Below are 24,419 nucleotides of genomic sequence, written 5' to 3'. Positions count from 1 at the left end.
CGGGTGTGAGGCGGAGGGCGGGTCTCAGCCGCTCTTCTTCATCAGGGAGGCGGTGATGGATCCGAGGTCGATGCCGCCGGTGGATGCGGCCGCTGGTGCTGCCGGCTTCGCCGCTGCGGCAGGGTCCTTCTCGGTCTTCTTCTCGGCAGAGGAATGCACCGTCTCCGGTCGGGATTGCAGCAGGAGCAGGTTCTCTCCGTCCGGCAGGTCTCGGTCGAGTGCCCATTCGATGTCCTGCGGGCACTTGTAGTGCTTCTCTGCGCGTTTGGCCAGTCCTGCCACGGCCGCCATCTCCTCATCGGACAGGCACCGGATCTCTGCACGGTCGGCTGGGACGTCGCGTTCGGTCAGTTCACCGTCGGCGGGCACGAGTTCGATGTGCTTCTCTCCGATGTGCTCGCTGACGACCTGGAGGGTGATCTTGTCCATGAGGATGTTGTCGGGAGTGACGAGTCCGGACACGACCGTCTCCCCCACTCCCCAGGAGGCGTCGATGGCGATCTTCGACCGGTCCCCGTTGGCGGGGTTCATGGTGATCGCCACGCCCGCGGTCTTCGCGTTCACCATCTTCTGCACGACGACGGCCATGGACAGGCCCTCATCGGGGATGTTGTTCTTCAGTCGATAGATGATGGCGCGTGACGTGTAGAGCGAGGCCCAGCAGCGGCGGATATGTTCGGTCACTGCCGCGTAGCCGTTGAGCCACAGGTAGGTGTCCTGCTGGCCGGCGAAGCTCGCGTCGGGAAGGTCCTCTGCGGTGGCCGAGGACCGTACGGCCATGGGCACTTCCCCACCGCAGGTGGTGACGAGGTCGTCGAAGGCGACCTTCGTCGCCGTACGGACGGCTTCGGGAACTGCGGCGTCGGTGAGACGCCCGCGGATCCGAGCGGAGATCTCGTCCACCTCGGCGACGTCATCGGGGTTGAGTCGGGCCAGTTCGGAGGCGATCTCGTCAGCGATCCCGGATTCGGAGAGGAAGGCGTCGAAGGATTCCGTGGTGACGACGAATCCGGGTGGCACGGGCATTCCGGCCTGCGTCATGGTCACCAGCGAGGCGCCTTTGCCGCCGAGGTCGTCGAGCTTGGGTTCGGCGGTGGAGTCGAAAGGTTGGATGAGGCTCATGGTCTTCTCCTTCACCAGGTCACGGGAACTGTCTTGGGCACGCGGAACGACAGGTTCTCCCGGAAGTCGATGTCCGCGCCGTCGGCCAGTTTGAGGTTCGGTGCCAGTCGGGTGATCTCCTGCAGACAGATCTTCGCCTGGAGTTTGGCGAGCATATTGCCCAGGCAGTAGTGGATGCCGAAGCCGAACGACAGGTGTTCACGAGCATTGGAGCGGGAGATGTCGAACTCTTCACCACCGTCGAACCTGGATTCGTCGCGGTTGGCCGATCCCATGAGCAGCAGGAGCTCATCTCCTTCGGCGATCTTCGTGCCTCCCACCTCGGTGTCTTTGAGGGCTTTGCGACGCCAGCCGACGATGGATCCGGAGTACCGGAGCACCTCGTCGACGGCGGCGGGGATCTTCTTCGGGGCGTCGATGATCGCCTGCCACTGGTCCGGGTGGGCCAGCAGCACCCGCAGGGTGTTGCCGATGAGCGTCGTCGTGGTTTCGTGGCCGGCGAAGAGGAGGGAGTAGAGGACCGAGGCGATCTCATGATCGCTGATCTCTGCACCTTCGGATTGCACTTTCACGAGGTCGGCGGTCATCGAATCGCCGCCGTTCTCATGAGCGTCGGCGACGATGCTCAGGCATTCCTGCCAGTACTCCACGAGGTTGTGGGCATGGGGGATCTGTTCTTCGTCGCTGAGGTCGCCCCATGTCATTGCCGCCCGTGAGTCCGACCAGCGTTTGTACGTGTCGACCTTGCTGATGTCTGCGCCGATGAGGGTGAGGATGGTGATGGTCGGGATGTCATAGGCAAGGTCGCGGATGATCTCACCGTCCTTATCGGGACGGTCAAGCATCGTTTCGATGCGGGAGACGACGTTGTCGCGGATCTCAGGTTCGAGCTTTTTGAACCGTCGCGGGGTGAAGGCCTTCTGCACGATCTCGCGGATGCGGGTGTGCTCGGGCGGGATCCGGGCCGAGAGACCCGAGTAGGCGGTGAAGCCTCCGTCGTTCATGATCTTCGTCGCCTGTGGGCCGCGCTTGCGCACGGGTGCCTGGGCGTTCTCGGAGGAGAAGGTCTCCCAATCCTCGAAGACGGCTTTGATGTCGTCGTAGCGTGTCACGACCCAGTAGCCGACTCGTTCGTCGAACATCACGGGTTCTTCCTTGCGCATTTCGGCGTACGCGGGGAAGGGATTCTTCATATCGAAGGGTTCGTACCCGTGGTGGTCGTCGGCCGGTCCCTTCGCTGCGCCGCTGTAGGGGCAGCCGCCGGTCTCTGCTGCGGATTGCAAAGTCATTCCATCTCCTGTGATGCGGGTCACTGCTGACAGTGATGATCACACTACAGGTCAGAGCATGCTTCTCAATGGCCGGACTTCCATTGAGCGGAAGCGACTTGAGAGTCCCGGAACAGAGAACGCACGCCGCAATCGACTGTCTTATTCGAGGTCAGCCGACTACAGCGGCATTGACCGAAGCTCTCTCAGACGACAGGCGATGCCTCCGTCACTGCCTTTCCCTCCCGTCACCGGTGAGAGCCGAGAAGCGTCTCCAACGGGATGCGCGCGGTCGCTGCTTCGATGCGTTCGCTGATTCCCTGCAGGGCCGGCAGATGACGTGTCAGGGTTCCGGCCTTCTCCGAAGCGACGACGAGCCCGATGCTCGAGCCGATCCGACCGGTATGAAATACAGGAACGGCGATGGAGCAGGCACCGGGACGCTGCTCTTCGTTCGTGATCGCATATCCGTTCTCGCGGATCTGTTCGAGCTGCTCGGACAGCAGTGCCGGATTCGTCACCGTGCGCGGTGCCACCTGATCCATCGGCTGCCGCAGATACGCTGCGGACAGCCACTCCTCGTCAAAGGCCAACAGCACCTTGCCGACCGCGGTGGAATGCATCGGAAGGCGCCCGCCGACTCGGGAGGCTCGCGGGACCCGCTCGGTGCCGTAGACGCGGTCGATGTAGAGGACCTCTCGTCCGTCGCGGATCGCCAACTGGGAGGTCTCTCCGGTGAACGAATAGAGGTCTTGGATGAAGGGGCTGGCTGTTTCGCGCAGCTGCCTGCCCACGTTCTGGCCCATCTCCCAGATCCGCAGACCGAGCTGGTAGCGCCCCTGCGGGGTACGGGAGAGGAACTCCCATTCCACGAGCTCATTGATCAATCGGTGCGCCGTGGACAGCGGAACATCAGCCGCCGCGGCGAGCTCGGTGAGAGTGAAGCTGCGCCGCGGCTCCTCAAAGGTCGTCAGCAGACTGAGGACCTTGTGTGTGACGGTCCGGCCCGCAGCTGGAGTCGCCGGGCGCTGAATGTGCTCCATGACCGAGAATCTATCCGATCTGTCAATGCCTCCAGCAGCAGTCCTCCGCACGGTCAACGGCCTCGACATGGGACGGGAATATATCCACAGTCCGTTTAGTTGAAGTTTAAACCATCTTGATCTACACTGTAGTCAACAGCCCTTCCGCTCAGGAGAACACCATGACCACCACCCCCGCACCGATCTCCACAGACCTGCAGGCACCTGCTGTCAACGACACCACACTCAGCCCGTCCACCGGCATGGACGCCGTCACCCTGCGCGTCGGTGACCTCGAGAAGATGTCGGCCTACTATTCGAATGCCCTGGCGATGGAACCGCTCGAGGAATCCGCTCGCGGAGCCGAGGTCCACCGGGTGCTTGGCCGGGGCACCACTCCCCTGGTCAAGCTGGTGTCGACCCCGGATCTGCCCGGCGTCGACCGCACTCAGGCCGGCTTGTTCCACACGGCCTTCCTCTTCGAGGACAAGACGTCGCTGGCGGCCACCGTCGCCCACGCTGCGCAGAATACGAACAGCACCTTCGTCGGTTCGAGCGACCACCTCGTCAGCCAGGCCTTCTACTTCACCGATCCCGAGGGCAATGGAATCGAGCTCTACGTCGACCGCGCGCGGTCGGAGTGGACCCATTCGGTCGACGGTGAGGTGCAGATGGACACGATCTACCTCGACCCGAACAAGTTCCTCGAGCGCCACCTCAAGCAGGACGTCCTGGCCGATACAGCGTTCGAACCCGGCATCGTCGGCCACGTTCACCTTCAGGTCGGCAACATTCCCCAGGCCCGCGAGTTCTATGTCGATGCCCTCGGTTTCGAGCCCTCGCTGTCATCGATGCCCGGTGTCCTCTTCGCCGCGGCCGGCGGATATCACCACCACGTCGCAATGAACACATGGAACAGCCGCGGCGCCGGCCCGCGGGCGGCCAGCCTGGGCCTCGGCGATGTCGCGATCACCGTTCCGGGACGTGAGGACCTCGACGCCCTCGTCGCTCGACTGAGCAACCGCGGACTCGATTACGCCGATGACGGTCGCTCGGTCCGCCTCTCCGATCCCTGGGGAACTCAGGTCACCCTGGCGATCGGCACGAGCTCGATCGACGAGACCCTGGCTCGCTGAGACCTGCGTCGGCAGCGAAGCGGCCCTGGCCAGAACCGAAATTCTGACCAGGGCCGCTTCGCTATTCAACTTCTCTATTCAACGGTCACTTTCCTCTCCTGGACCCCCTGCCACGCCCAAGGCACTTTCATACCGCAGCCTCGCGGCTGATGCGAGCATCACCCCGGCAGCGGCACCACGCGAACGGGACAAGAATCGCACGGTCTCACGACGAGGCGGAGGTCTCCGGCCGCAGGTCCAACCGACGCAGCAGCTGGGCGTTGAGTGCGACGACGATCGTCGAGATCGACATAAGGATCGCGCCGACGCTCATCGGCAGGACGAAGCCGATCGGTGCCAGAACACCGGCAGCCAGGGGCACGGACAGCAGGTTGTATCCGGCAGCCCACCACAGGTTCTCCTTCATCTTCCGATAGGTCGCTCGCGAGAGCTCCACGATCGAGAGCACGGATCGAGGATCATCCGAGGCGAGGATGACTCCGGCGGATCCGATGGCGACGTCCGTGCCCGCGCCGATGGCGATGCCGACATCGGCCTGGGCCAGAGCAGGAGCATCGTTGACACCGTCGCCGACCATCGCCACGCGACGGCCCTCGCTCTGCAGCTCCGAGACCTTCGCTGCCTTGTCGGCCGGGTGGACCCCGGCATAGACCCGGTCGATGCCGAGTTCGGAGGCAACGGATTTCGCAACCGCCTCGGCGTCACCGGTGATCATCACCACCTGCATGCCTCGAGCGTGCAGAGCGTCGACGGCGTCTCGCGATTCAGGCCGGATCTCATCGGCCAAGCGAAGGGCGCCGACGACCTCACCGTCGATGAGGACGTGGAGGATGATCGCGCCCTCTTCTCGCCATGTCTGCGCGGCGGGCACCTCAGCAACGTCGTGTTTCTCAAGCAGCCTGGGCCCACCGACCTCGACCACAGCCCCGTCGACGGTCGCCTTGACCCCGACCGCAGGTGAGGAGGAAAAGTCAGAGACGGCCGGAATCGTCAGTTCACGATCCTGCGCAGCCCGGACGATCGCCCGGGCCAACGGGTGTTCGCTGTCGGATTCGGCGGCCGCGGCCAGGCGCAGAATCTCCGCATCGGACCGGGCAGAGCTGGCCCCATCCGCGACCTCGACGCCCGTGACGGTCGGCTCTCCCTTTGTCAGCGTGCCGGTCTTGTCGAAGAGCACCGAATCGACAGTGCGCATGGTCTCCAAGGCAAGCCGGTCCTTGATGAGCACTCCCGCACGAGCAGCACGCTCGGTGGCGATGGAGACGACGAGTGGAATCGCCAGACCCAGGGCGTGCGGACAGGCGATGACGAGCACCGTGATCGTGCGCACCACCGCCGAGTCCGGCATCCCGATGAGCGACCACGCGAGCGCAGTGATCACGGCCGCACCGAGGGCGAACCAGAACAGCCATGCCGAGGCCCTGTCCGCGATGCGCTGGGCTCGGGACGACGAGTTCTGGGCATCGGCGACGAGCTTCTGGATTCCGGCGAGCGCAGTGTCATCGCCGATGGCCGTGATCTCCACGCGCAGCCCGGAATCGGTGGCGACCGTTCCCGCGACAACGGACTCCCCTTCGACGCGGCGCACCGTCGTCGATTCCCCTGTGACCATGGATTCGTCCATGTTCGCGGAACCCCCGATGACGCGACCATCGGCGGGCACCGAAGACCCGGGTCGCACGAGGACGACGTCACCGACAGCGAGTTCGTCCGGCGAGACCGTCACCGTCTCATCACCGACGACCTTCTCGGCTTCGTCGGGCAGAAGCGCAGCCAGACTGTCCAGCGCCGAGGAGGTCTGCGCCAGAGACCGCATCTCCATCCAATGGCCGGCGAGCATGATGACGATGAGCAGCGCCAGCTCCCACCAGAAGTCGAGCTGCGGATCGAGAATGCCGAGCGACGAACCCCACGAGGAGATGAACGCCACGGTGATCGCCAGAGCGATGAGCAGCATCATCCCGGGGCTGCGGCCTTTGATCTCCGCGAGTCCGCCGCTGAGGAACGGCTTGCCGCCCCAGACATACATGACGGTGCCGAGGATCGGTGAGAGCCAGCGGAGCACGCCGAGGATACCGGTCTCGGGGACCTCGTAGCCGAGGAGGTGGCCGAACATCGGGCTGAACGCAACGACGGGGACGGCGAAGATGAGCATGATCCAGAACAGTCGCCGGAATTGCGCCACATGGTCTCCATGTCCGCCGTGACCACCGTGTCCGTCGTGGCTGCCATGGCCGGTGTGCCCCGCATGCCCGCCGTGGTCGGCATGCTGATCGTGCCCTGCGTGAACGCTGTGTTCGCCGTGGTCCGCATGATCACCGTGCTGATGATGAACATGGTCGGACTGATCCATAGGGCCCGCTTCAACAGGCTCCACATCGTGATGCTGATGATTACGCTGCTTATCCATACCTTCAATGTATACCCCTAGGGGGTATCAATCAAGGGTGATTCGCCCCACTATGCAATTGCCTGCAACGCTCGATCACCGACCGCTCCGGACCTTAGCGTTCAAGAACACAGCAACGAAGGATGACACCGACGAAGGGATTGCCATGAGGGCAGCACGGTTCTACGACCGCAAAGACATCCGCATAGAAGACATTCCGGAACCGCAGCTCCTGCCAGGCACAGTCGCCATCGACGTGGCTTGGTGCGGAATCTGCGGCACCGATCTCCACGAATACCTTGAGGGACCGATCTTCGTCCCACCGACGGGTCACCCGCATCCGATCTCAGGCGAATCAGCTCCAGTGACCATGGGGCACGAATTCTCCGGGACGATCACTGCCCTCGGTGAAGGCGTCGATGACTTGAGCATCGGTCAAAACGTCGTCGTCGAGCCGTACATCATCGCCGACGACGTCGACACCAGCCCCGGCCAGAGCTATCAGCTGTCGAAAGACATGAATTTCATCGGACTCGGCGGAAGAGGCGGCGGCCTGGCGGAGAAGATCGTCGTCCAACGTCGATGGGTGCATCCGATCGGGGACATCCCGCTCGACCAAGCGGCCCTCATCGAACCGCTCTCGGTCGCCCACCACGCAGTGACGCGCTCGGGCGCCCAGGCCGGGCAGGTCGCGATCGTCGGCGGCGCAGGGCCCATCGGGCTCCTCACCGCGGCCGTCCTCAAAGCGCAGGGAATGAGAGTCTACGTCTCCGAACTCTCGGAGGCCCGAAAGGCGATGGCCCTGTCGACCGGCGTCGCCGACGAGGTACTCGATCCACGAGAAGTCGACGTCGCCGAGGCTGTCCGTGAGCGCACCGACGGCACCGGTGCCGACGTCGGTTTCGAATGCTCATCGGCCCCCGTTGTCCTCGACATGCTTCTCGATGCAACCCGCCCCGGAGGCGTCATCGTCAATGTCTCGATCTGGGGGCACAAACCGGAGGTGGACATGCCCAAACTCGTCCTCAAGGAGATCGACCTGCGAGGCACAATCGGCTACTCAGGAGACCATCCTGCGACCATCGCGCTGGCCGAAAGCGGCAGAATCGACCTCTCGTCATTCATCACGGCAAGGATCGGACTCGACGAGCTCATCCCCGGCGGCTTCGATGAGCTCATCGACAACAACGAGCAGCATGTGAAGATCATCGTCGACCCCCGCGCCTGACCATCACCACTCCCCTCAGTGCCTCCTCCCGACCCACAGATCCCCAGGTGAAGGTCCATACGTACATTGCATAAATGCGCAGTTATGACACATACTTGCTCATACTGTTCAACTTCGCTGATCGGGAGCTGCCGTGCCGGCCGCGACCGATCAGACGATGTCAATGCGAACCACCCACCCTGGCTCGACCTCGAGCCGGCCTCACTGCGGAGGACCCCATGGACCTGCAACTCATACTGGCGCTCGCCGCCGGGATCGCGACAATCGTCATCATCGTGCTCGCGACCCGACTCGACGCCTTCATCGCCCTGCTCCTGGCCGCCATCGTCACCGGCATCGTCGCCGGCCAGGATCTGCTCTCGATCGTCGACTCGATCACCACCGGCTTCGGCGACACCCTTGCCAGCATCGGCATCGTCATCGGGCTCGGTGTCGGCATCGGCAAGATCCTCGAAGTTTCCGGAGCCGCCGACTCCCTCGCTCGCGCCTTCCTCCGTGCCTTCGGCAAGGGCCGCGAGCCCTGGGCGATGGGCACTGTCGGTTCCCTCGTGTCCATCCCGGTCTTCTGCGACTCCGGGTACGTCATCATGAACCCGCTGGCCCGCTCGATCGCCCGCGTGAAGAAGGGCGGTTACGTCACCCTCGCACTGGCGCTGGGCTGCGGAATGACCCTGACCCACCACATGGTTCCCCCGACTCCGGGTCCGCTGGCAGCGACCGGCATCCTCGGCGCCGATATCGGCTCCGTCATCCTCGCCGGCCTCGTCTTCACCGTCATCCTTCTGCCCGTGGTCGTCGTCTATGCCCGGTGGGTCGGACCGAAGCTCGAACCCGTGCTCAACACCCAGGTCAAGCACGACGTCTACGCCGAAGTCTCGGCCACCTCGGCGGAGGCCTCCCCCGAAGGAGCGGGCGGGGTATCCACCCTCACCGGCGACCGTGAGTCGACCGGCGCGGACTCTGCGGCTTCGCAGGCTGCAAACGACACGGACACGACCGGCCCGGGCACGGGCAGCGGGAAGAAGCCCGGCGCCTTCCTCGGCTTCCTCCCCCTCATCGTGCCGCTGCTGCTTATCGTCGCCAACACCGTCGGCACCGCCATCGACAAGGACGCGCAGGGCGAGCTCGCCGGCGACGCGTACGAACCCTCAGCCTGGGTCGCACCCTTGGCGTTCCTCGGCAACCCCGTGGTCGCCCTCATCATCGGCCTCGTCCTCGCCGTCTACACGCTCCTGCCGCGCATGACCTCGCGGAACTCGGTGCAGGGCTGGCTGGCCGACGGTGCCGCCTCGGCCGGACTCATCCTCCTCATCACCGGTGCCGGCGGCAGCTTCGGACTGGTGCTCCGCGAATCAGGCGTCGGTGACGCCCTCGCCGCGGCAATCGCCTCAATCAGCCTGCCCGCCCTCCTCGTGCCCTTCCTCATCGCCTCCCTCGTCCGTCTGGCTCAGGGGTCGGGAACGGTCGCGATGATCACCGCCGCCTCGGTGACGGCTCCGCTCATCGCCCCGCTGGAACTCGATCCGCTCGTGGCCGTCATGGCCTGCACCGCCGGTTCGATGGTCTTCTCCTACTTCAACGACTCCTATTTCTGGGTCGTCACGAAGTTCACCGGACTCGACGGGATCCACGCCATCAAGGGCTGGTCGGGAATCACCACTGCGGTGTGGATCTGTTCCCTTCCGCTGCTGTTCGTGCTCGACTTGGTCGTATGAGCAGCGCACCCATGCCACGTCCTCACGCCACCGCCTCGGCGCAGGCGAGCCCGCGGATCCTCATCGTCGCCGACGATCTCACCGGCGGCAATGCCTGCGGTGCCCTGTTCGCCGAGGCGGGGCTGCGCACGATCACGCTGAGCGCGGCCGAACGGAGTGCAGGACTCAGCCGCTTCCTCGACGATTACGATGCGGTCGTGGTCAACGCGGATTCTCGTCATCTGCCGCCGCGTGAGGCGGCCGACCTCACGTCAGGGATCATCGCCGCAGCCGGCCAGGTCGACCTCGTCGCCTGCCGGATCGACACCACCCTGCGCGGCAATGTCGGCCCCACCGCCGAGGCGGCACTGCGTTCCCATCGCACGGCGCCAGCATCTGCCGGCGGGCACCGACGGCACGTCGTGGGCCTGTGCGTACCGGCCTTCCCTGCCGCCGGACGCACCACGGTCCAAGGCCAACAGCTGCTCGGCGGACGTCGGCTCGAGGACACCGAGCTGGCCCGCGACGTCCGCTCCCCCATGCACACCTCCGAAGTCGAGACCATTCTTGGTGAGGGCACCCGATTGAGCTGCCGCCGCATCGAGATCTCAACCATCCTCTCCGGGCCGACAGCGATCCGTGAGCAGCTGTGCGAGGCGATCGCAGCAGGAGCCGACGTCGTCATCGCCGACGCTCTGACCACCGAGCACATCGACCTCATCGGAGCCGTCGCCGCCGAGCTGACGCAGGAGATCGCCGACGCCCCGGCCGGTGACGACACCGTCCGCGCGCTCACCGGACTCCACGCCGGCGAGCTGCTCGACTGGGTGACGATCGATCCGGGTCCGGGCAGCCTGGCACTGGCTCGGTCTCTGTTGCCGACACGCCCCCAGGGTGTCCTCTTGGGCATCTCCGGTTCGGCGACCGAGGTCACCCGATCACAGCTGTCCGCCCTCGCCGAGGACCCCGGCGTCACGCTCATCCGCACCGTCCTCGACGAGGAGAACCTGCCCGATGTGCAGGCCACACTCGCACGAGTGGAGGAAGCCGCCTCGGCGCGGGCGATCATCGTCGCCACCGTCCTCGACTCTCACGATCTGCTCGAACTCGACGACGACGAGTCACAACGCACGACCCAGCGCCTGGCCCGAATCGCCGCAGCCGTGGTCGACTCGATGACCGTGACCGGCCTCTACACCACAGGCGGCGACGTCACCGCCGAGGTCATGCGCGCCCTCGACGCCGTCGGCATGGCCATCGACAAGGAGATCATCCCCCTGGCCGTGGGCGGCCGCCTCGTCGGAGGAGCCGCCGACGGACTGCCGATCGTCACCAAGGGCGGGCTCATCGGCGACGCCGGCACGGCGGCACAGTGCCTCGACCACCTCAGCACCGCATCTGCACAAGCTCACCCCAGCAAAGGAGATTGACATGACCTCACCAGCATTGGCCGTCACCGTCGGCGACCCGGTCGGAATCGGACCCGAGATCACCGCCCAGGTGCTCGCGGAGTTCTCAGGACGTGACGACCAGCACGGCATCGCCGTCGCCGATATCGCAGTGATGAAGCGCGCGGTCGAGGTCCTCGGCCTCGACGTCGAGCTGCGCACGATCACCGACTGGGCGACCCCGTCAGCCGGTGAAGGCGTCATCGACGTCTTCGACATCGGTGTGCTCGGGAAGGACCTGCCGGACTGGGGCGTCGTCGATGCCCGTGCCGGTCAGGCTGCGGTCACCGCGATCGAGGTCGCCGCGAAGGCCGCCATGGACCAGCGGATCGCCGGAATCGTCACCGGACCGATCAACAAGGAAGCCGTGTGGGAATCCGGGTCGAAGCACCTCGGGCACACGGAGATGCTCGGCGAGCTCACCGGGGTGACGAAGCAGGACACGATGTTCGTCGTGGAGAACACGAAGACCCCCGACCACAAACTCCAGATCTTCTTCGCCACCCGGCATATGTCGCTGCGCAGGGCCATCGATGCCCTCACGGTCGACACCCAGGTCGATTCGATCGAACGTGCTCACCGTGCCCTGCAGCTCTACGGCGTGAGTGCGCCGCGGCTCGCCGTCGCCGCACTCAACCCGCACGGTGGGGAGAACGGGGCATTCGGAGACGAGGAGATCGAGATCCTCCGGCCCGCAGTCGAGCAGGTCAATGCCGCCGGCAGCTTCGACGTCGCCGGGCCGATCCCCGCGGACTCGGTCTTCCATCAGGGGCTGTCCGGCCGCTTCGACGGCATCCTCTCCCAGTACCACGACCAGGGACACATCGCCTCGAAGACCTTCGACTTCGACGGCACGATCTCGGTCACCGTGGGGCTGCCGATCCTGCGCACCTCGGTCGACCACGGAACTGCCTTCGACATCGCAGGTCAGGGCCTCGCGGACGCGGGCACGATGCGCTCGGCATATCGGGCAGCGATCGGCTATGCTCCGTTCGTCGACGGCATCCGCGCGGAGTACCTGCCGCGCTGAGACCGGGTTGAGTCCAGACCGACTCCGGGCCGAACCCGGGCCGGCTCCGGGGAGTCGTCGGCTCTCCGGTCGATCGAGTGAAAGGATCCGTCCGTGGCCATCCGCACCGGCACGCAGAAACGCCGAGACGACATTCTGTCTCTGCTAAAGACGGGGACGTGGACGATCGCCCGACTGGCCGAAGACCTCGAGACCTCCGAATCGACGATCCGACGTGATCTGCGCGATCTCGCCGAGGCAGGCGAGGTCATCCGCACCATCGGCGGAGCCACGGCGGCCGGGTTCGTCGAACGGCCGCTGGGCCAGCGGATGGATACGAACGCTGAGGCCAAGGATGCGATCGCCACACGCGCGCTATCCCACCTCGACGATCCGGGCGTGCGAACGATCTTCCTCGATGCCGGGTCGACTACCCTGCGTCTGGCAGAACGGATTCGTGACCGCGATGACCTGACCGTCGTCACCCGCGGCCTCGAGATCGCCCTGGCGCTGGCCCACCCCGCGGGCCCGAAGGTGATTATGGTCGGCGGCGAGGTCTCGACGATGTCCCACGGCACGACCGGCGCGCTGAGCGATCATGCGCTCGGTCGCCTCCACGTCGACGTCGCCTTCCTCGGCGCCGATGCCGTCGATCCTCAGGCTGGCCTCGGCGAACCCACCCTCGACGAGGCGCGGACGAAGGAACTCATCGCCGAACGCGCCCGGAGCGTCGTCGTGCTCGCCGACAGCTCGAAGTCCGGACGTGAGGTCGCCGCGTGGGCGCCGATGCCGCCTGAATGGGTCCACATCGACGAACACGCCTCCCACGAACACGTCTGAGGCACGCTGGGCAGGCGTCCCGCCCACCAGCCACGGTGTGATCAGCGACATCTGATTCCTGCGACTTTTGTGTAGAATCCCGGAGGCAGTTTCAACAGGGGCTGCCTGGAGGCTCGGCCCCAGCGCGGAATCCGAGCCCTGGTCTCACAAGGAGATTGCTCCATGAGCAAACCACACAATGCGAGCGCAGACTCATCCGATGCCGGTGAACGCGGCAAACTGCGCAACAGGCACATCACCATGATCACCCTCGGCGGCATCATCGGCGCGAGCCTCTTCGTCGGATCCGGCAACGTCATCCGCTCGACCGGACCGGCCGCGATCCTGTCCTACCTCATCGGCGGACTTCTCGTCTTCCTCGCTATGCGGATGCTCGGCGAGATGTCGGCACGCCGACCTGCCGTCGGTTCCTTCATGGAGTACGCGAACGAATCCATGGGCGGATGGGCCGCCTACCTCGTCGGCTGGCTCTACTGGTACTTCTGGGTCGGCGTCATCGCCTACGAAGCCGTCGTCGGCGGCGGCATCCTCGCAGGATGGTTCCCCGCGATTCCGACGTGGCTGTGGTCGCTCCTCCTCGTCCTCGTCTTCATCGGCACGAACATCCTCTCGGTCCGCGTCTTCGGCGAGGTCGAGTTCTGGCTCGCGAGCGTCAAGGTCATCACGATCGTCGTCTTCCTCGTCGTCGGTGCGCTCTTCGCTCTCGGCCTCTGGCCGAACGCGACGAACTCCGTGTCGAACCTGTGGAATCACGGCGGCTTCATGCCGATGGGCTTCAGCGCCGTGATGATCGGCGTGGCCACCGTGATCTTCAGCTACTTCGGCACCGAGATCGCCGTCATGGCCTCGGCCGAGTCCGTCGATCCGGCCCGCGGCATCAACCAAGCCACACGGACCGTCATCTGGCGCATCATGCTCTTCTTCGTCGGCGGCGTGCTCATCATCGTCACTGCTGTGCCCTGGGATGAGCTGCCCGACCCCGATACGATCGCGCCGTTCGCTCACGTCTACGGCCTCTTCGGTCTGCCGGGCGCTTCGGCGGTCATGACGATCGTGCTCTTCACCGCCGTCATCTCGGTACTCAACTCCGGTCTCTACTCGGCTTCCCGGATGTTCGCCTCCCTGGCTGACAAAGGCTATGCGCCCGCACTCATCCGCAAGCGCTCGAAGACGAACGTCCCCGTGGCAGCGCTCATCGCCTCCAGCCTCGGAGCACTGGCGGCGGTCGTCGCGAACTTCACCGTCCCGGCTTCGGGCATCTTCGACTTCATCATGAACTCAGGCGGCCTCGTCGCTCTCTTCGTGTACGTCTTCATCGCCCTCACGCAGTGGCGCATGCGCGTCAAGCTCAGCCCCGCCGAGCGGGCGGCGCTCACCTTGAAGTCGTGGCTGACGCCGATTCTCAACATCCTGCTCATCGCCGTCGTCATCGGCGTCGTCATCATCATGCTGCTCAGCGAAGACGGCCGCGCGCAGGTGTGGACCAGCCTGGTCGCCACTGCCGTGCTCTTCGCTGTGTGGCCGTTGGTCAAGCGTCGGCTCAACGCTCGCGGGATCGACACCTCCCCGGCAATGGATCAGCGCGCGGCCACCGAGACAGTGGAACCGTCGGCGCTCTGATCCGCCCCGGGCCCCGGGTGTCCGACCCGGTCTGCCCGAACCGAATGAGCGGAGGGTCCGTGCACATGCACGGGCCTTCCGCTCTTTCGGCAAACGGGGGTGAGCGATACCTTCGGCTGATGCGAACGAGGATAATACTCTCCTCATGAGTGCAGACAAATTCGGTCATCGATTTCATTTTCTGTCAACCGGATTTCCGTAACGATTACTTCACTGTTCACTGTGAAGAAAGCTTGCTGGTTCAAATGTGAATGAAATCAACATCCTCCCAGGTCACGGAGGGTGCTGTTGATCTGATCGCTAATGACACGCCGCTGATTTGACACGAATTCTCCATTGAGAGTCTGAACGCATGCTCGTAACGTGGGTTCGGTTCGAACGAAGGGCCACCACAACGGTGGTCCGCATGAATGGAGGAATTCATGAGCACCCCCGATACCCCAGAATCCGCATCACCGGCGTCCCCAACCGAGCCTGACCTCAAGACCGTGCGCAAAGCCGTGGCCGCCTCGGCGCTGGGCAATGCGACCGAGTGGTTCGACTACGGCCTCTTTGCCGTGTCGGTCACCTACCTCTCCCACCACTTCTTCCCCGGCGAGCATGCGCAGCTGATGACGCTGCTGACCTTCGCCGTGTCTTTCGTCTTCCGTCCTCTCGGCGGAATCGTCTGGGGGCCGATGGGCGACCGCCTCGGCCGCAAGAAGGTCCTGGCACTGACGATTCTGCTCATGGCCGGATCGACGTTCTGCATCGCTCTGGTGCCGAGCTACGCGACGATCGGCGTCGCCGCACCGATCATCCTCGTTCTCCTCCGCGTCATTCAGGGATTCTCCTCGGGTGGCGAGTACGGCGGTGCCGCCACCTTCATGGCCGAGTACGCCCCCGACAAGCGCCGCGGATTCTTCGGCAGCTTCCTCGAATTCGGCACCCTGGCCGGAATGGCCGCCGGTTCGCTCTTCGTCCTGCTCCTCCAGCTGGGCCTCGGAGAGCAGGCGATGACGGACTGGGCGTGGAGGATTCCGTTCGTCTTCGCCGGAGTCCTCGGCGTCGTGGGCCTTTACCTGCGTTCGCAGCTCGATGAGTCTCCTGTCTATGAGGAACTCGACAGCGGTGATAACGACAAGTCGGTCAAGGAAGTCTTCGCGACTCTGTTCACCAGCTACAAGAAGCAGCTGCTCGTCCTCGGCGGCATGGTCGTCGCCGTCAACGTCGTCAACTACACACTGCTGTCCTACATGCCGACCTACCTGCAGAATCCGGTGGGTATGAGCGCGAACGCCTCGCTGACCGTGATGTTCCTCGCCCAGGCATTCATGATGATCCTCATCCCGTTCGGCGGCATGCTCTCGGACAAGGTCGGGCGCAAGCCTGTCTGGTACTTCTCGCTCATCGGACTCTTCGTCGCGGCGATTCCGATGTTCATGCTCATGGCCAACGGCTTCGTCTGGGCACTCATCGGACTGGCTGTGCTCGGTCTCCTCTACATCCCGCAGATCTCGACGATTTCGGCGACCTTCCCGGCGATGTTCCCCGGACCCGTGCGCTTTGCGGGCTTCGCGATCTCGTACAACGTCTCGACCGCACTGTTCGGCGGCACCGCGCCGTCGATCGGCGAAGGCCTCATCGGGGTGACAGGCAATACGATCATCCCCGCCTACATGATTATGGCCGCCTGCGCGGTCGGCTTCGTCGCCACGATCTTCATGAAGGAGACGAACGGTGCCTCGCTGCGCGGCTGCGGTCTTCCCGAGACCGGAGCAGACGTCGTCCTCGACGAATCCGAACTGGTCGACGACGCGAAGTGATCCTCCCAGCCTTCGTGTGAGGACTCGTCCGACGTGACGTCTCCTCGCGGTCCGGACTGACCGAGGGCACTGACCGACGGCACTGCCGACTGCAAAATCCGCTCTGCAGTGCCGTCGGACTTCTGCGTCCGAGCCTGCGGACTTCTGCGTCCGATTCTGCGTTAGTCTCAGACCATGGTCACGTTGATTCCCGAACAGCCTGATTTCAATGAGTCCACCGCCGAGGAGCTCGTGTGGAATGCGCTGCGCGATCAGCTTCCCGACGGGGCGACGGTCATCCACGGGCAGCGGCTGACCGGCGATGACAAGGACGTCGAGATCGATTTCCTCATCCTCTGGCCGGGCGCCGGCATCGCCGTCGTCGAAGTCAAGGGCGGGCGCGTCGATGTCGTCGACGGCAGCTGGTTCACCTCTGGCTCCCACGGCAAGCGCAGTCATCTGGCCACGCCGCCGCTCGAGCAGGCGATGGTCGCCAAGCACACCCTCGTTGACTATCTGCGTCCGCGGCTGTCCCGTCTCCCCGGTCCGATCAGCCACCTCGCGGTCCTCCCCTACACAGAGCTGCCGAACAGCTGGGATCAGCCCGATGCGCCGAAGCGCCAGCTCGTCGACGGTACGGAGATCGACTCCCTGGCGGCGAAGGTCGCCGCTCAGCTGCGGTATGACTTCGACCCTCAGCGCCATGACCTCACGGTCGGGCACGAATTCGTGCTGAAGAACCTGCGCAGAACCCACCAGGCGGTGGAGAACGTCGCCCTCAAGGCCGCTGAGATCTCCGACCGAGCCGACGCTCTCAGCCGTGAGCAGGCGAAGCTCATCCGCATCCTCCGTCACCAGAATCGGGCCGAGATCAGCGGCGGAGCAGGATCGGGCAAGACCTACCTCGCGCTGCGCAAAGCCAGAGCGCTGACGCAGGAGGGCAAGAAGGTCGCGCTCATGTGCTATTCGCGGGGTCTCGGACGCTTCCTCCAGCTCCACACCGCACAATGGCCCGACGAAGACCGCCCTTCGTTCGTCGGCCTCTTCCACGACCTGCCCATCAGCTGGGGTGCGCCGGGCGGCAGCGACGACGACTCTGAGTATTGGGAGCAGCGCCTGCCGACGATGCTCAAGGACCTCGCCGATGATCGTCCTCGCAAACGTCTCTTCGACGCGATCGTCATCGACGAAGGCCAGGACTTCAGCCTGCTGTGGTGGGAGGCCGTGCAGTCATGCCTGCGCAATCAGCTGGCCGGCACGCTCTACGTCTTCACCGATGAGCGCCAGCGGATCTTCGACCGCCACGGCGAATCACCGATCACGATGAATCCCATCCAGCTCGACGAGAATCTGCGCAACTCCGAGCAGATCGTCGCCGGCATCGCCGACCTCGCGTTCGAGGAGCCGATCGCCCGCAACGGCCCCGGCGAGGAGATCGAATGGATCGACGTCGACACGGAATCAGCCCTCGCCGAGGCGGACGGACAGGTGGAATCGCTCATGGACGGCGGCTGGGCGGCCGGGCAGATCGCCCTGCTGACCACCGGGTCGAGGCATCCAGTGCAGAAGGAGGTCGTCGAGACCGAGGGGATCGCGGCCTACTGGGATCAGTTCTTCGCCGACGAAGCTGTCTTCTACGGCCATGTGCTCGGCTTCAAGGGACTTGAAAGGCCCGCCGTGGTGCTCTGCATCAACGGATTCAGAGATCCACAGCGGGCCATCGACATGCTCTACGTCGGGATGTCTCGGGCGACGACGAAGCTCATCGTCGTCGGAGACCTCAGCATCTTCGACGACGTCTACGGAGACTGACAGCGTTACCCACGGCCGTCGCCGTCACTCGTCGGCGATTCATTCTCCCGCGACTTCAAGGAGCACCTTTCCCATCACGGTGCGTTCGTCAAGTTCCCTGATCGCCGCCGCCGTCCGCTCGAGCGGGTAGGTCGCGTGGATGCGCGGATTGAGCCGACCGGCCGCCACGTGCTCGCGCACCGTCTCCCACTGCTCGGTGATGTAGGTGGGATGACCGAAGGCGGCGGCGCCCCAGGCGACACCGTCGACGGAGATGTTCTTGAGCAGCAGCCGGTTGACCTTGATCGAGGGGATCTCGCCGGCGGTGAAGCCGAGAACGAGCAGCCGACCGAATGGGGCGAGGACACGCGTGGAGTCGGTGAAGCGGTCACCGCCGACCGGGTCGAAGACGAAGTCGACACCGTTCGCGAAGATCTCCTTCGTCGCATCCTTGAAGCCGTTCGCGAAGACCACGTGGGTCGCACCGAGCTCACGCACCGCTTCGGCTTTCGCGTCGGTCGAGACGACGGCGATGACCTCGAGCCCCATAGCCAGGCCCATCTGCACCGCGGCCGAACCGAGGCCGCCGGCGGCCCCGTGGACGAGCAGACTCTGCCCCGGCTGCGCATTCGCGCGCACTCGCAGCGCGAAGTCGGCGGTGAGCACGTTCATCGGCATGCCCGCGGCGTCGGCCAGGCTCACCGAATCCGGCACCGGCACCGTGGCTTCGTCTCCGGCGACGAGGTATTCGGCGAAGGTTCCGGAGCCTGTGATCGCAGCGACCCGGTCACCGATGGAATAGCGGGAATCCGGTCCTGCCTCGGCGACGACTCCGGAGGCCTCGGACCCGAGGGTGAAAGGCAGATCGTGCTTGACCTGGTACAGGCCCCGGGTCTGCAGCAGCTCGGGGAAGGTCACCCCGGCGTAGGCGACCTTGATGAGCACCTGGCCCGGTCCCGGCACCGGACGCTCCACCTCGGCGAGCTCGACATCATCGGGGCCGGTCAGAGCGGTGACGCGAATGGCTTTCATAGTGTCCTCACTTACGTTGGTCGCACCCGGAGCCACGCGGCTCCGGTGTCGATGATCTCTTCAGAACTATCACATCGGGCGTGGTGAGCGCGGTCACTTTCACGGCTTGACTCCCCCGCCCGGGTTGAATACTGTGAACTCTACTGAACGATTGTTCACTCGGGAAGGTCAAGGATGACGCAGGCACCGGCAGGATTCGATGCGCACAGCATCGGCAGATGGATCGAGCAGAGATTCGGAATCAGTGATTTCGGCGTCGAGGTGATGTCCGTCGGCCGTTCGAACCTCACGTTCACGATCACTGTCGACGGTTCTCCTCGCTGGGTGCTGCGCCGTCCGCCGCTGGGCCATGAAGGCGGCAGTGCGCACAACGTCGCACGGGAGGGCCGGATCATGGCCGCGCTCAGCGGCAGCGGCGTTCCGGTGCCGAACGTCCTCGAGATCGTCGACGACCCGGAAGTCCTCGACGTTCCCTTCGTCTTCATGGACCACTGCCCGGGACTGCCGATCCATACACCGACCGACTGGGAATCGATTCCGGCCGAGAACCGACGCGACTGCGCATTCGGCATGGTCGATGCCCTGGCCGCCATCCACGCCGTCGACGTCGACGCGGTGGGGCTGTCGGATCTGCGCCGGCCCGGCGGGCTCATCGAACGTCAGCTGAGACGCTGGATCGGCCAAGTCGAGCAGATCTCCATGCGCGAAACGCCCATGATCCACGAAGTCCACGACGTTCTGGCCCAGGCGATGCCGGATCCGGCGGGCAGCCCCGTGGGAATCGCACACGGGGACTTCAAACCGAACAACATGATCTTCGCGCCCGACGGGACGGTCAACGCGGTCGTCGACTGGGAGCTCACCGCTGTCGGCGAGGTGCTCACCGACCTCGGCTACTTCATCGCCATGCTCACTGTGCCCGAGGAGTTCACGAGCATCTGGGTGCCCCGCCCCGAAGACGGATTCCCCACGAGCGCCGAACTCATCGATCGGTACCAGGCCGTCAGCGGTCACGAGGTCCACGACGTCGACTATTATTCGGCCTTCGCAATGTGGAAGCTGGCCTGCATCCGCGAGGGTGTGTACACCCGCTTGGCGACAGGGAAGATGGGCGACCTCGACCTCGACCCCGAGGCGGCCGGCGAAGGCGTCGAAGACCTTGCCCGCCAAGCCCTCGAACTGTTGGAGAAGCCATGACGGCCACGGTCGCGGGCAGACGGGCAGTCGTCACAGGGGCGGCCGGCGGCATCGGAGCCGCCCTCGCTGCAGAGCTGCTCGAGCGCGGGGCATCGGTCGTCCTCGCCGACCTCGCGCCAACGGTCGCAGCCACCGCAGCCGGCCTCGGCGATGGTGCCCACGCCTGGACCGGGGATGTGTCCTCGGTGGCAGGGGTCGGTGAACTCATCGCCTTCGCCGACGACCGCCTCGGCGAGGTGGACATGTACTTCGCAAATGCCGGGATCATCGGACCCGCGATGCTCGGTGAGACCGATGCGGACTGGGACGCCATCATCGACGTCAACATGCGCGCTCATATCCGCGCCGCTCAGGCCCTCGTCCCCCGCTGGCAGAAGGCCGGTTCCGGATACTTCGTGGCGACCGCCTCGGCGGCGGGTCTGCTCACACAGATCGGTTCGGCCGCGTATTCGGTGACCAAGCACGCCTCTGTCGGCTTCGCCGAATGGCTGGCGATGACCTACCGCGATGACGGAATCCGCGCCTCGGTGGTCTGCCCGATGGGAGTGAACACGAATCTGCATGATGCCGCCGGCGCTGACGACGGCGCGGCACAGCAGGCTGTGACCTCGGCCGGCGCCGTCCTCGAACCCGCCGAAGTGGCCGCCATCGTCCTCGACGCGGTCGAAGCCGAGCAGTTCCTCATCCTGCCCCACCCGGAAGTCCTCGAGATGTACCGCATGAAGGGCAGCGACTACGACCGCTGGCTGCGCGGCATGTCCCGATACCAAGCACGCCTGAACGACCACTGACCCCGATCGAGCACAAGGAGCCCAAGTGTTGGAAACGACCGAACGCGGACGCGACTATCAGAACCGCCTCAACACGTTCATGGACGAATTCGTCTACCCCGCTGAACGCGTCTATGCCGAGCAGATGGCGGAGGCCGCCAGCCCGCACACGCAGCCCCAGGTCCTCGAGGATCTCAAGGCCGAAGCGAAGCGGCAGGGACTGTGGAATCTGTTCCACCCTCATTCCGATTGGGGCCCGGGACTGACGAACCTCGAATACGCGCCCCTGGCCGAGATCACCGGCCGCAGCATCGAGATCGCTCCGGAGGCGATCAACTGCAACGCCCCGGACACGGGCAACATGGAGGTCTTCACCCTCTTCGGCACCGATGAGCACAAGGAGAAGTACCTGCGCCCGCTGCTCGAAGGGCGGATGGCCTCGGCGTTCGCGATGACCGAACCTGCGGTGGCCAGCTCCGACGCCACGAACGTGGAGATGCGCATGGAGCGCACCGCCGACGGGTTCGTGCTCAACGGACGCAAATGGTTCGCCTCCAACGGCATGCACCCGAACTGCCGGGTCCTCATCGTCATGGGCAAGACCGACCCGACCGCCGAGGTGCACCGGCAGCAGTCGATGCTCGTCGTGCCCATCGACGCTCCCGGCCTCACCGTGGTGCGCAATCTGCCCGTCTTCGGCTACGCCGATCGGGAAGGGCACGCCGAGATCGTCTTCGAGGACGTGTTCGTGCCGTTCAAGGACATCCTCAAGGGCGAAGGCGAGGGCTTCGCCATCAGCCAGGCCAGGCTGGGGCCCGGCCGCATCCACCACTGCATGCGCGCCATCGGTGCCGCCGAACGCGCCCTCGAACTCATGGTCAGACGCGCCGAGGAGCGGGTGACGTTCGGTGAGAAGCTCTCCAATCGTGCGAATATCCAGGACTGGATCGCCGAGTCCCGGATCGAGATCGACCAGGCCCGCCTGCTCACCCTGCATGCCGCGGACATGATGGACAAGCACGGCAACAAAGTGGCGAAGAACGAGATCGCAGAGATCAAGGTCGTCGCTCCGTCGATGGCGCTCAAGGTCATCGACCGGGCGATACAGGTCCATGGCGGCGGTGGAGTCACCGATGACTTCCCGCTGGCGAGGCTGTGGGCGCACATGCGCACCCTGCGCCTGGCAGACGGGCCCGATGAGGTGCACAAACGTTCCATCGCCCGCAATGAGATCAAGAAGTACCGGGCCTGAGACCGCTCCGGCCTGCGCGATACTGTGAAACCCACCGGGTCCGACTGATGATGCGCGGGCCCACCGAGAAAGGATGTTCAATGACGAACAGTTGGTTCGACTCCCGGCCCTGGCTCACCACCTTGGGCGATGTGGTTCAGGAACCGCTCGTGCTGCCCGACTCCACTCCGCTGGCCGATCTGGCGGCCACCGTGGCAGCACATGGCGATGCCGAAGGAATCACCTACTACGGCTTCTCTCTCACCTGGGCTGAGTTCGACCGGTGGTCCACTGCCTTCGCCGCGTTCCTCACGCCTCAGGGCATCCAACGCGGCGACCGCATCGGCATCTATGACCAGAACACCCCGGCGTTCGTCATTGCGACCTATGGGATCTGGAAGGCCGGCGGCACTGTCGTCCCGCTGAACCCGATGTATCGCGGGGAGCTCGAACACATCTTCGCCGACTCCGCTGTCAAGGGACTCGTCGTCTCCCAGGCGGCCTACCTCGACCGCGTCAAGGATTTCACCGCCGGAATCCCCCTCGTCGTGCTCAACGACGACCGGAACTTCCAGACGGAGGGTCCCGACGCGATCTTCGCGATGTTCGACACGATGCCGCGCTTCGACGAGCTGCCCGCGGTCGAGGGACGATTCGAGTTCGCGGCCGCGGTCGCCGACAATCTCGATACCGATTTCACCCCGCACTCCCCCGAACCCTCCGACCTCGGGCTCATCGCCTACACCTCGGGAACCTCGGGGCGCTCCAAGGGAGCCGCAGCCACGCAGGCGAACATTTCGAGCAATTCCCGCTACTGTCTGCGCAACGCCGACTTCGTTCCCGGCGACGGCTTCGTCTCGCTCGCCCCGCTGTTCCACATCACCGGCTTCATCTGCCAATTCCTCGCAGGGGTTGCCGGAGGCGCCCGGCTCATCCTCAACTACCGGTTCGACCCGGGTTCCCTCATCGAACTGTGCGACCAGGAGAAACCGACGTATATGGCAGGACCCGCGACCATCTACACGGCGATGCTGGCACACCCGAATTTCAGCGCTGAGAAGTTCGCCTCGTTCAAGTCCCTCATGTCCGGTGGTGCACCCCTTCCGGAGGGCCTAGTCAACAAGTTCGAGGATCGCGCGAACATCTACGTCGGGCAGGGGTACGGACTGTCCGAAACCTGTGCACAGGTCGCCACCGTGCCCCGCGGTTTCAAAGCGCCGGTCGACCCGGACAGCGGCAACCTCGCGTGCGGTCTTCCCCAGGCAGACGTGATGATCCGCATCCTCGACGATGACGGTCAGCCGGTGGGGCCCGGCGAGGTCGGTGAGGTCGCGATCTCCGGACCGCAGGTCGTCTCAAGCTACCTCAACAATCCGCAGGCCACGGCCGAACAGATCCCGAACGGCGAATTGCACACCGGTGACGTCGGCTTCATGCGTGAGGACGGCTGGCTGTTCATCGTCGACCGGAAGAAGGACATGATCAATGCCTCCGGATTCAAGGTGTGGCCGCGTGAGGTCGAGGATGTTCTCTATACGCATCCGGCCGTGCAGGAAGCCGCCGTCGTCGGCATTCCCGACGACTATCGTGGGGAGGACGTCGCCGCGTTCGTCACTCTGCAGCCCGGCGCCGAGGCGACCGCCCAGGAGATCATGACCTTCTGCCGTGAGAAGCTCGCCTCCTACAAGGCACCGCATCAGGTGACGTTCATCGATCAGCTGCCCAAGACGAGTTCGGGCAAGATCCTCCGCCGAACCATCCGCGCCGATGCCGTCGAAGCCGCTCAAGCGGCACGCGCGGCGGCCACCGCCACGGAGTAGTAGGTGGGGTTGCTTGTC

Annotated in this window: 19 protein-coding genes; 14 read left to right on the top strand and 5 right to left on the bottom strand. The window is 64.9% G+C overall.

What is annotated here, in order from left to right; translation table 11 throughout:
- Window positions 1-24: 24 nt before the first annotated feature.
- The 3 genes from L1F31_RS06760 to L1F31_RS06750 all read right to left on the bottom strand — a co-directional run bounded on the left by L1F31_RS06760 (window position 25) and on the right by L1F31_RS06750 (window position 3,433).
- Window positions 25-1,122: a PEP/pyruvate-binding domain-containing protein gene (locus L1F31_RS06760; protein WP_265419881.1), complete on the bottom strand. Its 1,098-nt coding sequence runs from the start codon at window positions 1,120-1,122 to the stop codon at window positions 25-27.
- 11 nt (window positions 1,123-1,133) lie between these two features.
- Complete coding sequence (locus L1F31_RS06755) at window positions 1,134-2,411, bottom strand: cytochrome P450 (RefSeq protein ID WP_265419880.1); 1,278 nt, start codon at window positions 2,409-2,411, stop codon at window positions 1,134-1,136.
- Window positions 2,412-2,638: 227 nt separating this feature from the next.
- Entirely contained in the window at window positions 2,639-3,433 is a 795-nt protein-coding gene (locus L1F31_RS06750; protein ID WP_265419879.1) for an IclR family transcriptional regulator, read from the bottom strand.
- Between the two features lie 161 nt (window positions 3,434-3,594).
- Between L1F31_RS06750 and L1F31_RS06745 the strand changes: the two genes are divergently transcribed.
- The gene (locus tag L1F31_RS06745) at window positions 3,595-4,548 is read left to right on the top strand and encodes a VOC family protein (protein ID WP_265419878.1); all 954 of its coding nucleotides are present in this window, start codon (window positions 3,595-3,597) and stop codon (window positions 4,546-4,548) included.
- Between the two features lie 205 nt (window positions 4,549-4,753).
- On the opposite strand, the gene L1F31_RS06740 is transcribed toward L1F31_RS06745, so the two are convergent.
- Window positions 4,754-6,733, bottom strand: coding sequence for a heavy metal translocating P-type ATPase (locus tag L1F31_RS06740; RefSeq protein WP_265419877.1), 1,980 nt, complete (start codon window positions 6,731-6,733; stop codon window positions 4,754-4,756).
- A 9-nt stretch (window positions 6,734-6,742) separates the two neighbouring features.
- Between L1F31_RS06740 and L1F31_RS06735 the strand changes: the two genes are divergently transcribed.
- From L1F31_RS06735 to L1F31_RS06695, 9 genes are all read left to right on the top strand, one after another.
- Entirely contained in the window at window positions 6,743-6,979 is a 237-nt protein-coding gene (locus L1F31_RS06735; RefSeq protein ID WP_265419876.1) for a hypothetical protein, read from the top strand.
- Window positions 6,980-7,103: 124 nt separating this feature from the next.
- Window positions 7,104-8,165: a 2,3-butanediol dehydrogenase gene (locus L1F31_RS06730; RefSeq protein ID WP_265419875.1), complete on the top strand. Its 1,062-nt coding sequence runs from the start codon at window positions 7,104-7,106 to the stop codon at window positions 8,163-8,165.
- Window positions 8,166-8,383: 218 nt separating this feature from the next.
- Window positions 8,384-9,880, top strand: a complete 1,497-nt coding sequence (locus L1F31_RS06725; protein WP_265419874.1) for a GntP family permease — start codon at window positions 8,384-8,386, stop codon at window positions 9,878-9,880.
- A gap of 11 nt (window positions 9,881-9,891) precedes the next feature.
- On the top strand, window positions 9,892-11,289 hold the full coding sequence (locus L1F31_RS06720) for a four-carbon acid sugar kinase family protein (RefSeq protein ID WP_265419873.1): 1,398 nt from the start codon (window positions 9,892-9,894) through the stop codon (window positions 11,287-11,289).
- A gap of 1 nt (window position 11,290) precedes the next feature.
- The gene (pdxA, locus tag L1F31_RS06715; protein ID WP_265419872.1) at window positions 11,291-12,337 is read left to right on the top strand and encodes a 4-hydroxythreonine-4-phosphate dehydrogenase PdxA; all 1,047 of its coding nucleotides are present in this window, start codon (window positions 11,291-11,293) and stop codon (window positions 12,335-12,337) included.
- A 93-nt stretch (window positions 12,338-12,430) separates the two neighbouring features.
- Window positions 12,431-13,156, top strand: a complete 726-nt coding sequence (locus tag L1F31_RS06710; RefSeq protein WP_265419871.1) for a DeoR/GlpR family DNA-binding transcription regulator — start codon at window positions 12,431-12,433, stop codon at window positions 13,154-13,156.
- A 162-nt stretch (window positions 13,157-13,318) separates the two neighbouring features.
- Window positions 13,319-14,776, top strand: a complete 1,458-nt coding sequence (locus tag L1F31_RS06705; protein ID WP_265419870.1) for an amino acid permease — start codon at window positions 13,319-13,321, stop codon at window positions 14,774-14,776.
- A 422-nt stretch (window positions 14,777-15,198) separates the two neighbouring features.
- Window positions 15,199-16,581: an MFS transporter gene (locus L1F31_RS06700; protein WP_265419869.1), complete on the top strand. Its 1,383-nt coding sequence runs from the start codon at window positions 15,199-15,201 to the stop codon at window positions 16,579-16,581.
- Between the two features lie 174 nt (window positions 16,582-16,755).
- Window positions 16,756-18,372, top strand: coding sequence for a nuclease-related domain-containing DEAD/DEAH box helicase (locus L1F31_RS06695; RefSeq protein WP_265419868.1), 1,617 nt, complete (start codon window positions 16,756-16,758; stop codon window positions 18,370-18,372).
- A 39-nt stretch (window positions 18,373-18,411) separates the two neighbouring features.
- On the opposite strand, the gene L1F31_RS06690 is transcribed toward L1F31_RS06695, so the two are convergent.
- A complete protein-coding gene (locus L1F31_RS06690) occupies window positions 18,412-19,383 on the bottom strand; it encodes an NADPH:quinone oxidoreductase family protein (RefSeq protein ID WP_265419867.1) in 972 nt (323 codons plus the stop codon).
- Window positions 19,384-19,557: 174 nt separating this feature from the next.
- Here L1F31_RS06690 and L1F31_RS06685 point away from each other — a divergent pair, with 174 nt between their 5' ends.
- The 4 genes from L1F31_RS06685 (at window position 19,558) to L1F31_RS06670 (ending at window position 24,401) form a co-directional block, all read left to right on the top strand.
- Window positions 19,558-20,580 (top strand): phosphotransferase family protein, encoded by a 1,023-nt coding sequence (locus L1F31_RS06685; protein WP_265419866.1) that lies wholly within the window; start codon window positions 19,558-19,560, stop codon window positions 20,578-20,580.
- Window positions 20,577-21,371 carry an SDR family oxidoreductase gene (locus tag L1F31_RS06680; protein ID WP_265419865.1) on the top strand — a complete coding sequence of 265 codons (795 nt, stop codon included), beginning with the start codon at window positions 20,577-20,579 and terminating at the stop codon, window positions 21,369-21,371. Before L1F31_RS06685 ends, L1F31_RS06680 begins: the two co-directional genes overlap by 4 nt.
- A 25-nt stretch (window positions 21,372-21,396) precedes the next feature.
- A complete protein-coding gene (locus L1F31_RS06675) occupies window positions 21,397-22,602 on the top strand; it encodes an acyl-CoA dehydrogenase family protein (protein WP_265419864.1) in 1,206 nt (401 codons plus the stop codon).
- 80 nt (window positions 22,603-22,682) lie between these two features.
- A complete protein-coding gene (locus L1F31_RS06670; protein ID WP_265419863.1) occupies window positions 22,683-24,401 on the top strand; it encodes a class I adenylate-forming enzyme family protein in 1,719 nt (572 codons plus the stop codon).
- Window positions 24,402-24,419 lie beyond the last annotated feature (18 nt).

This window comes from Brevibacterium spongiae (assembly GCF_026168515.1).
GTDB classification, from domain to species: domain Bacteria; phylum Actinomycetota; class Actinomycetes; order Actinomycetales; family Brevibacteriaceae; genus Brevibacterium; species Brevibacterium spongiae.
This window is presented reverse-complemented; position numbering and strand designations above follow the sequence as displayed.

Excerpts from the sequence above, each read along its gene's own strand:
- L1F31_RS06760 (WP_265419881.1), bottom strand. The coding sequence starts at position 1,122 with ATGAGCCTCATCCAACCTTTCGACTCCACCGCCGAACCCAAGCTCGAC.
- L1F31_RS06755 (WP_265419880.1), bottom strand. The coding sequence starts at position 2,411 with ATGACTTTGCAATCCGCAGCAGAGACCGGCGGCTGCCCCTACAGCGGC.
- L1F31_RS06750 (WP_265419879.1), bottom strand. The coding sequence starts at position 3,433 with ATGGAGCACATTCAGCGCCCGGCGACTCCAGCTGCGGGCCGGACCGTC.
- L1F31_RS06745 (WP_265419878.1), top strand. The coding sequence starts at position 3,595 with ATGACCACCACCCCCGCACCGATCTCCACAGACCTGCAGGCACCTGCT.
- L1F31_RS06735 (WP_265419876.1), top strand. The coding sequence starts at position 6,743 with ATGTCCGCCGTGACCACCGTGTCCGTCGTGGCTGCCATGGCCGGTGTG.
- L1F31_RS06730 (WP_265419875.1), top strand. The coding sequence starts at position 7,104 with ATGAGGGCAGCACGGTTCTACGACCGCAAAGACATCCGCATAGAAGAC.
- L1F31_RS06725 (WP_265419874.1), top strand. The coding sequence starts at position 8,384 with ATGGACCTGCAACTCATACTGGCGCTCGCCGCCGGGATCGCGACAATC.
- L1F31_RS06720 (WP_265419873.1), top strand. The coding sequence starts at position 9,892 with ATGCCACGTCCTCACGCCACCGCCTCGGCGCAGGCGAGCCCGCGGATC.
- pdxA (WP_265419872.1), top strand. The coding sequence starts at position 11,291 with ATGACCTCACCAGCATTGGCCGTCACCGTCGGCGACCCGGTCGGAATC.
- L1F31_RS06705 (WP_265419870.1), top strand. The coding sequence starts at position 13,319 with ATGAGCAAACCACACAATGCGAGCGCAGACTCATCCGATGCCGGTGAA.
- L1F31_RS06700 (WP_265419869.1), top strand. The coding sequence starts at position 15,199 with ATGAGCACCCCCGATACCCCAGAATCCGCATCACCGGCGTCCCCAACC.
- L1F31_RS06695 (WP_265419868.1), top strand. The coding sequence starts at position 16,756 with ATGGTCACGTTGATTCCCGAACAGCCTGATTTCAATGAGTCCACCGCC.
- L1F31_RS06690 (WP_265419867.1), bottom strand. The coding sequence starts at position 19,383 with ATGAAAGCCATTCGCGTCACCGCTCTGACCGGCCCCGATGATGTCGAG.
- L1F31_RS06685 (WP_265419866.1), top strand. The coding sequence starts at position 19,558 with ATGACGCAGGCACCGGCAGGATTCGATGCGCACAGCATCGGCAGATGG.
- L1F31_RS06680 (WP_265419865.1), top strand. The coding sequence starts at position 20,577 with ATGACGGCCACGGTCGCGGGCAGACGGGCAGTCGTCACAGGGGCGGCC.
- L1F31_RS06670 (WP_265419863.1), top strand. The coding sequence starts at position 22,683 with ATGACGAACAGTTGGTTCGACTCCCGGCCCTGGCTCACCACCTTGGGC.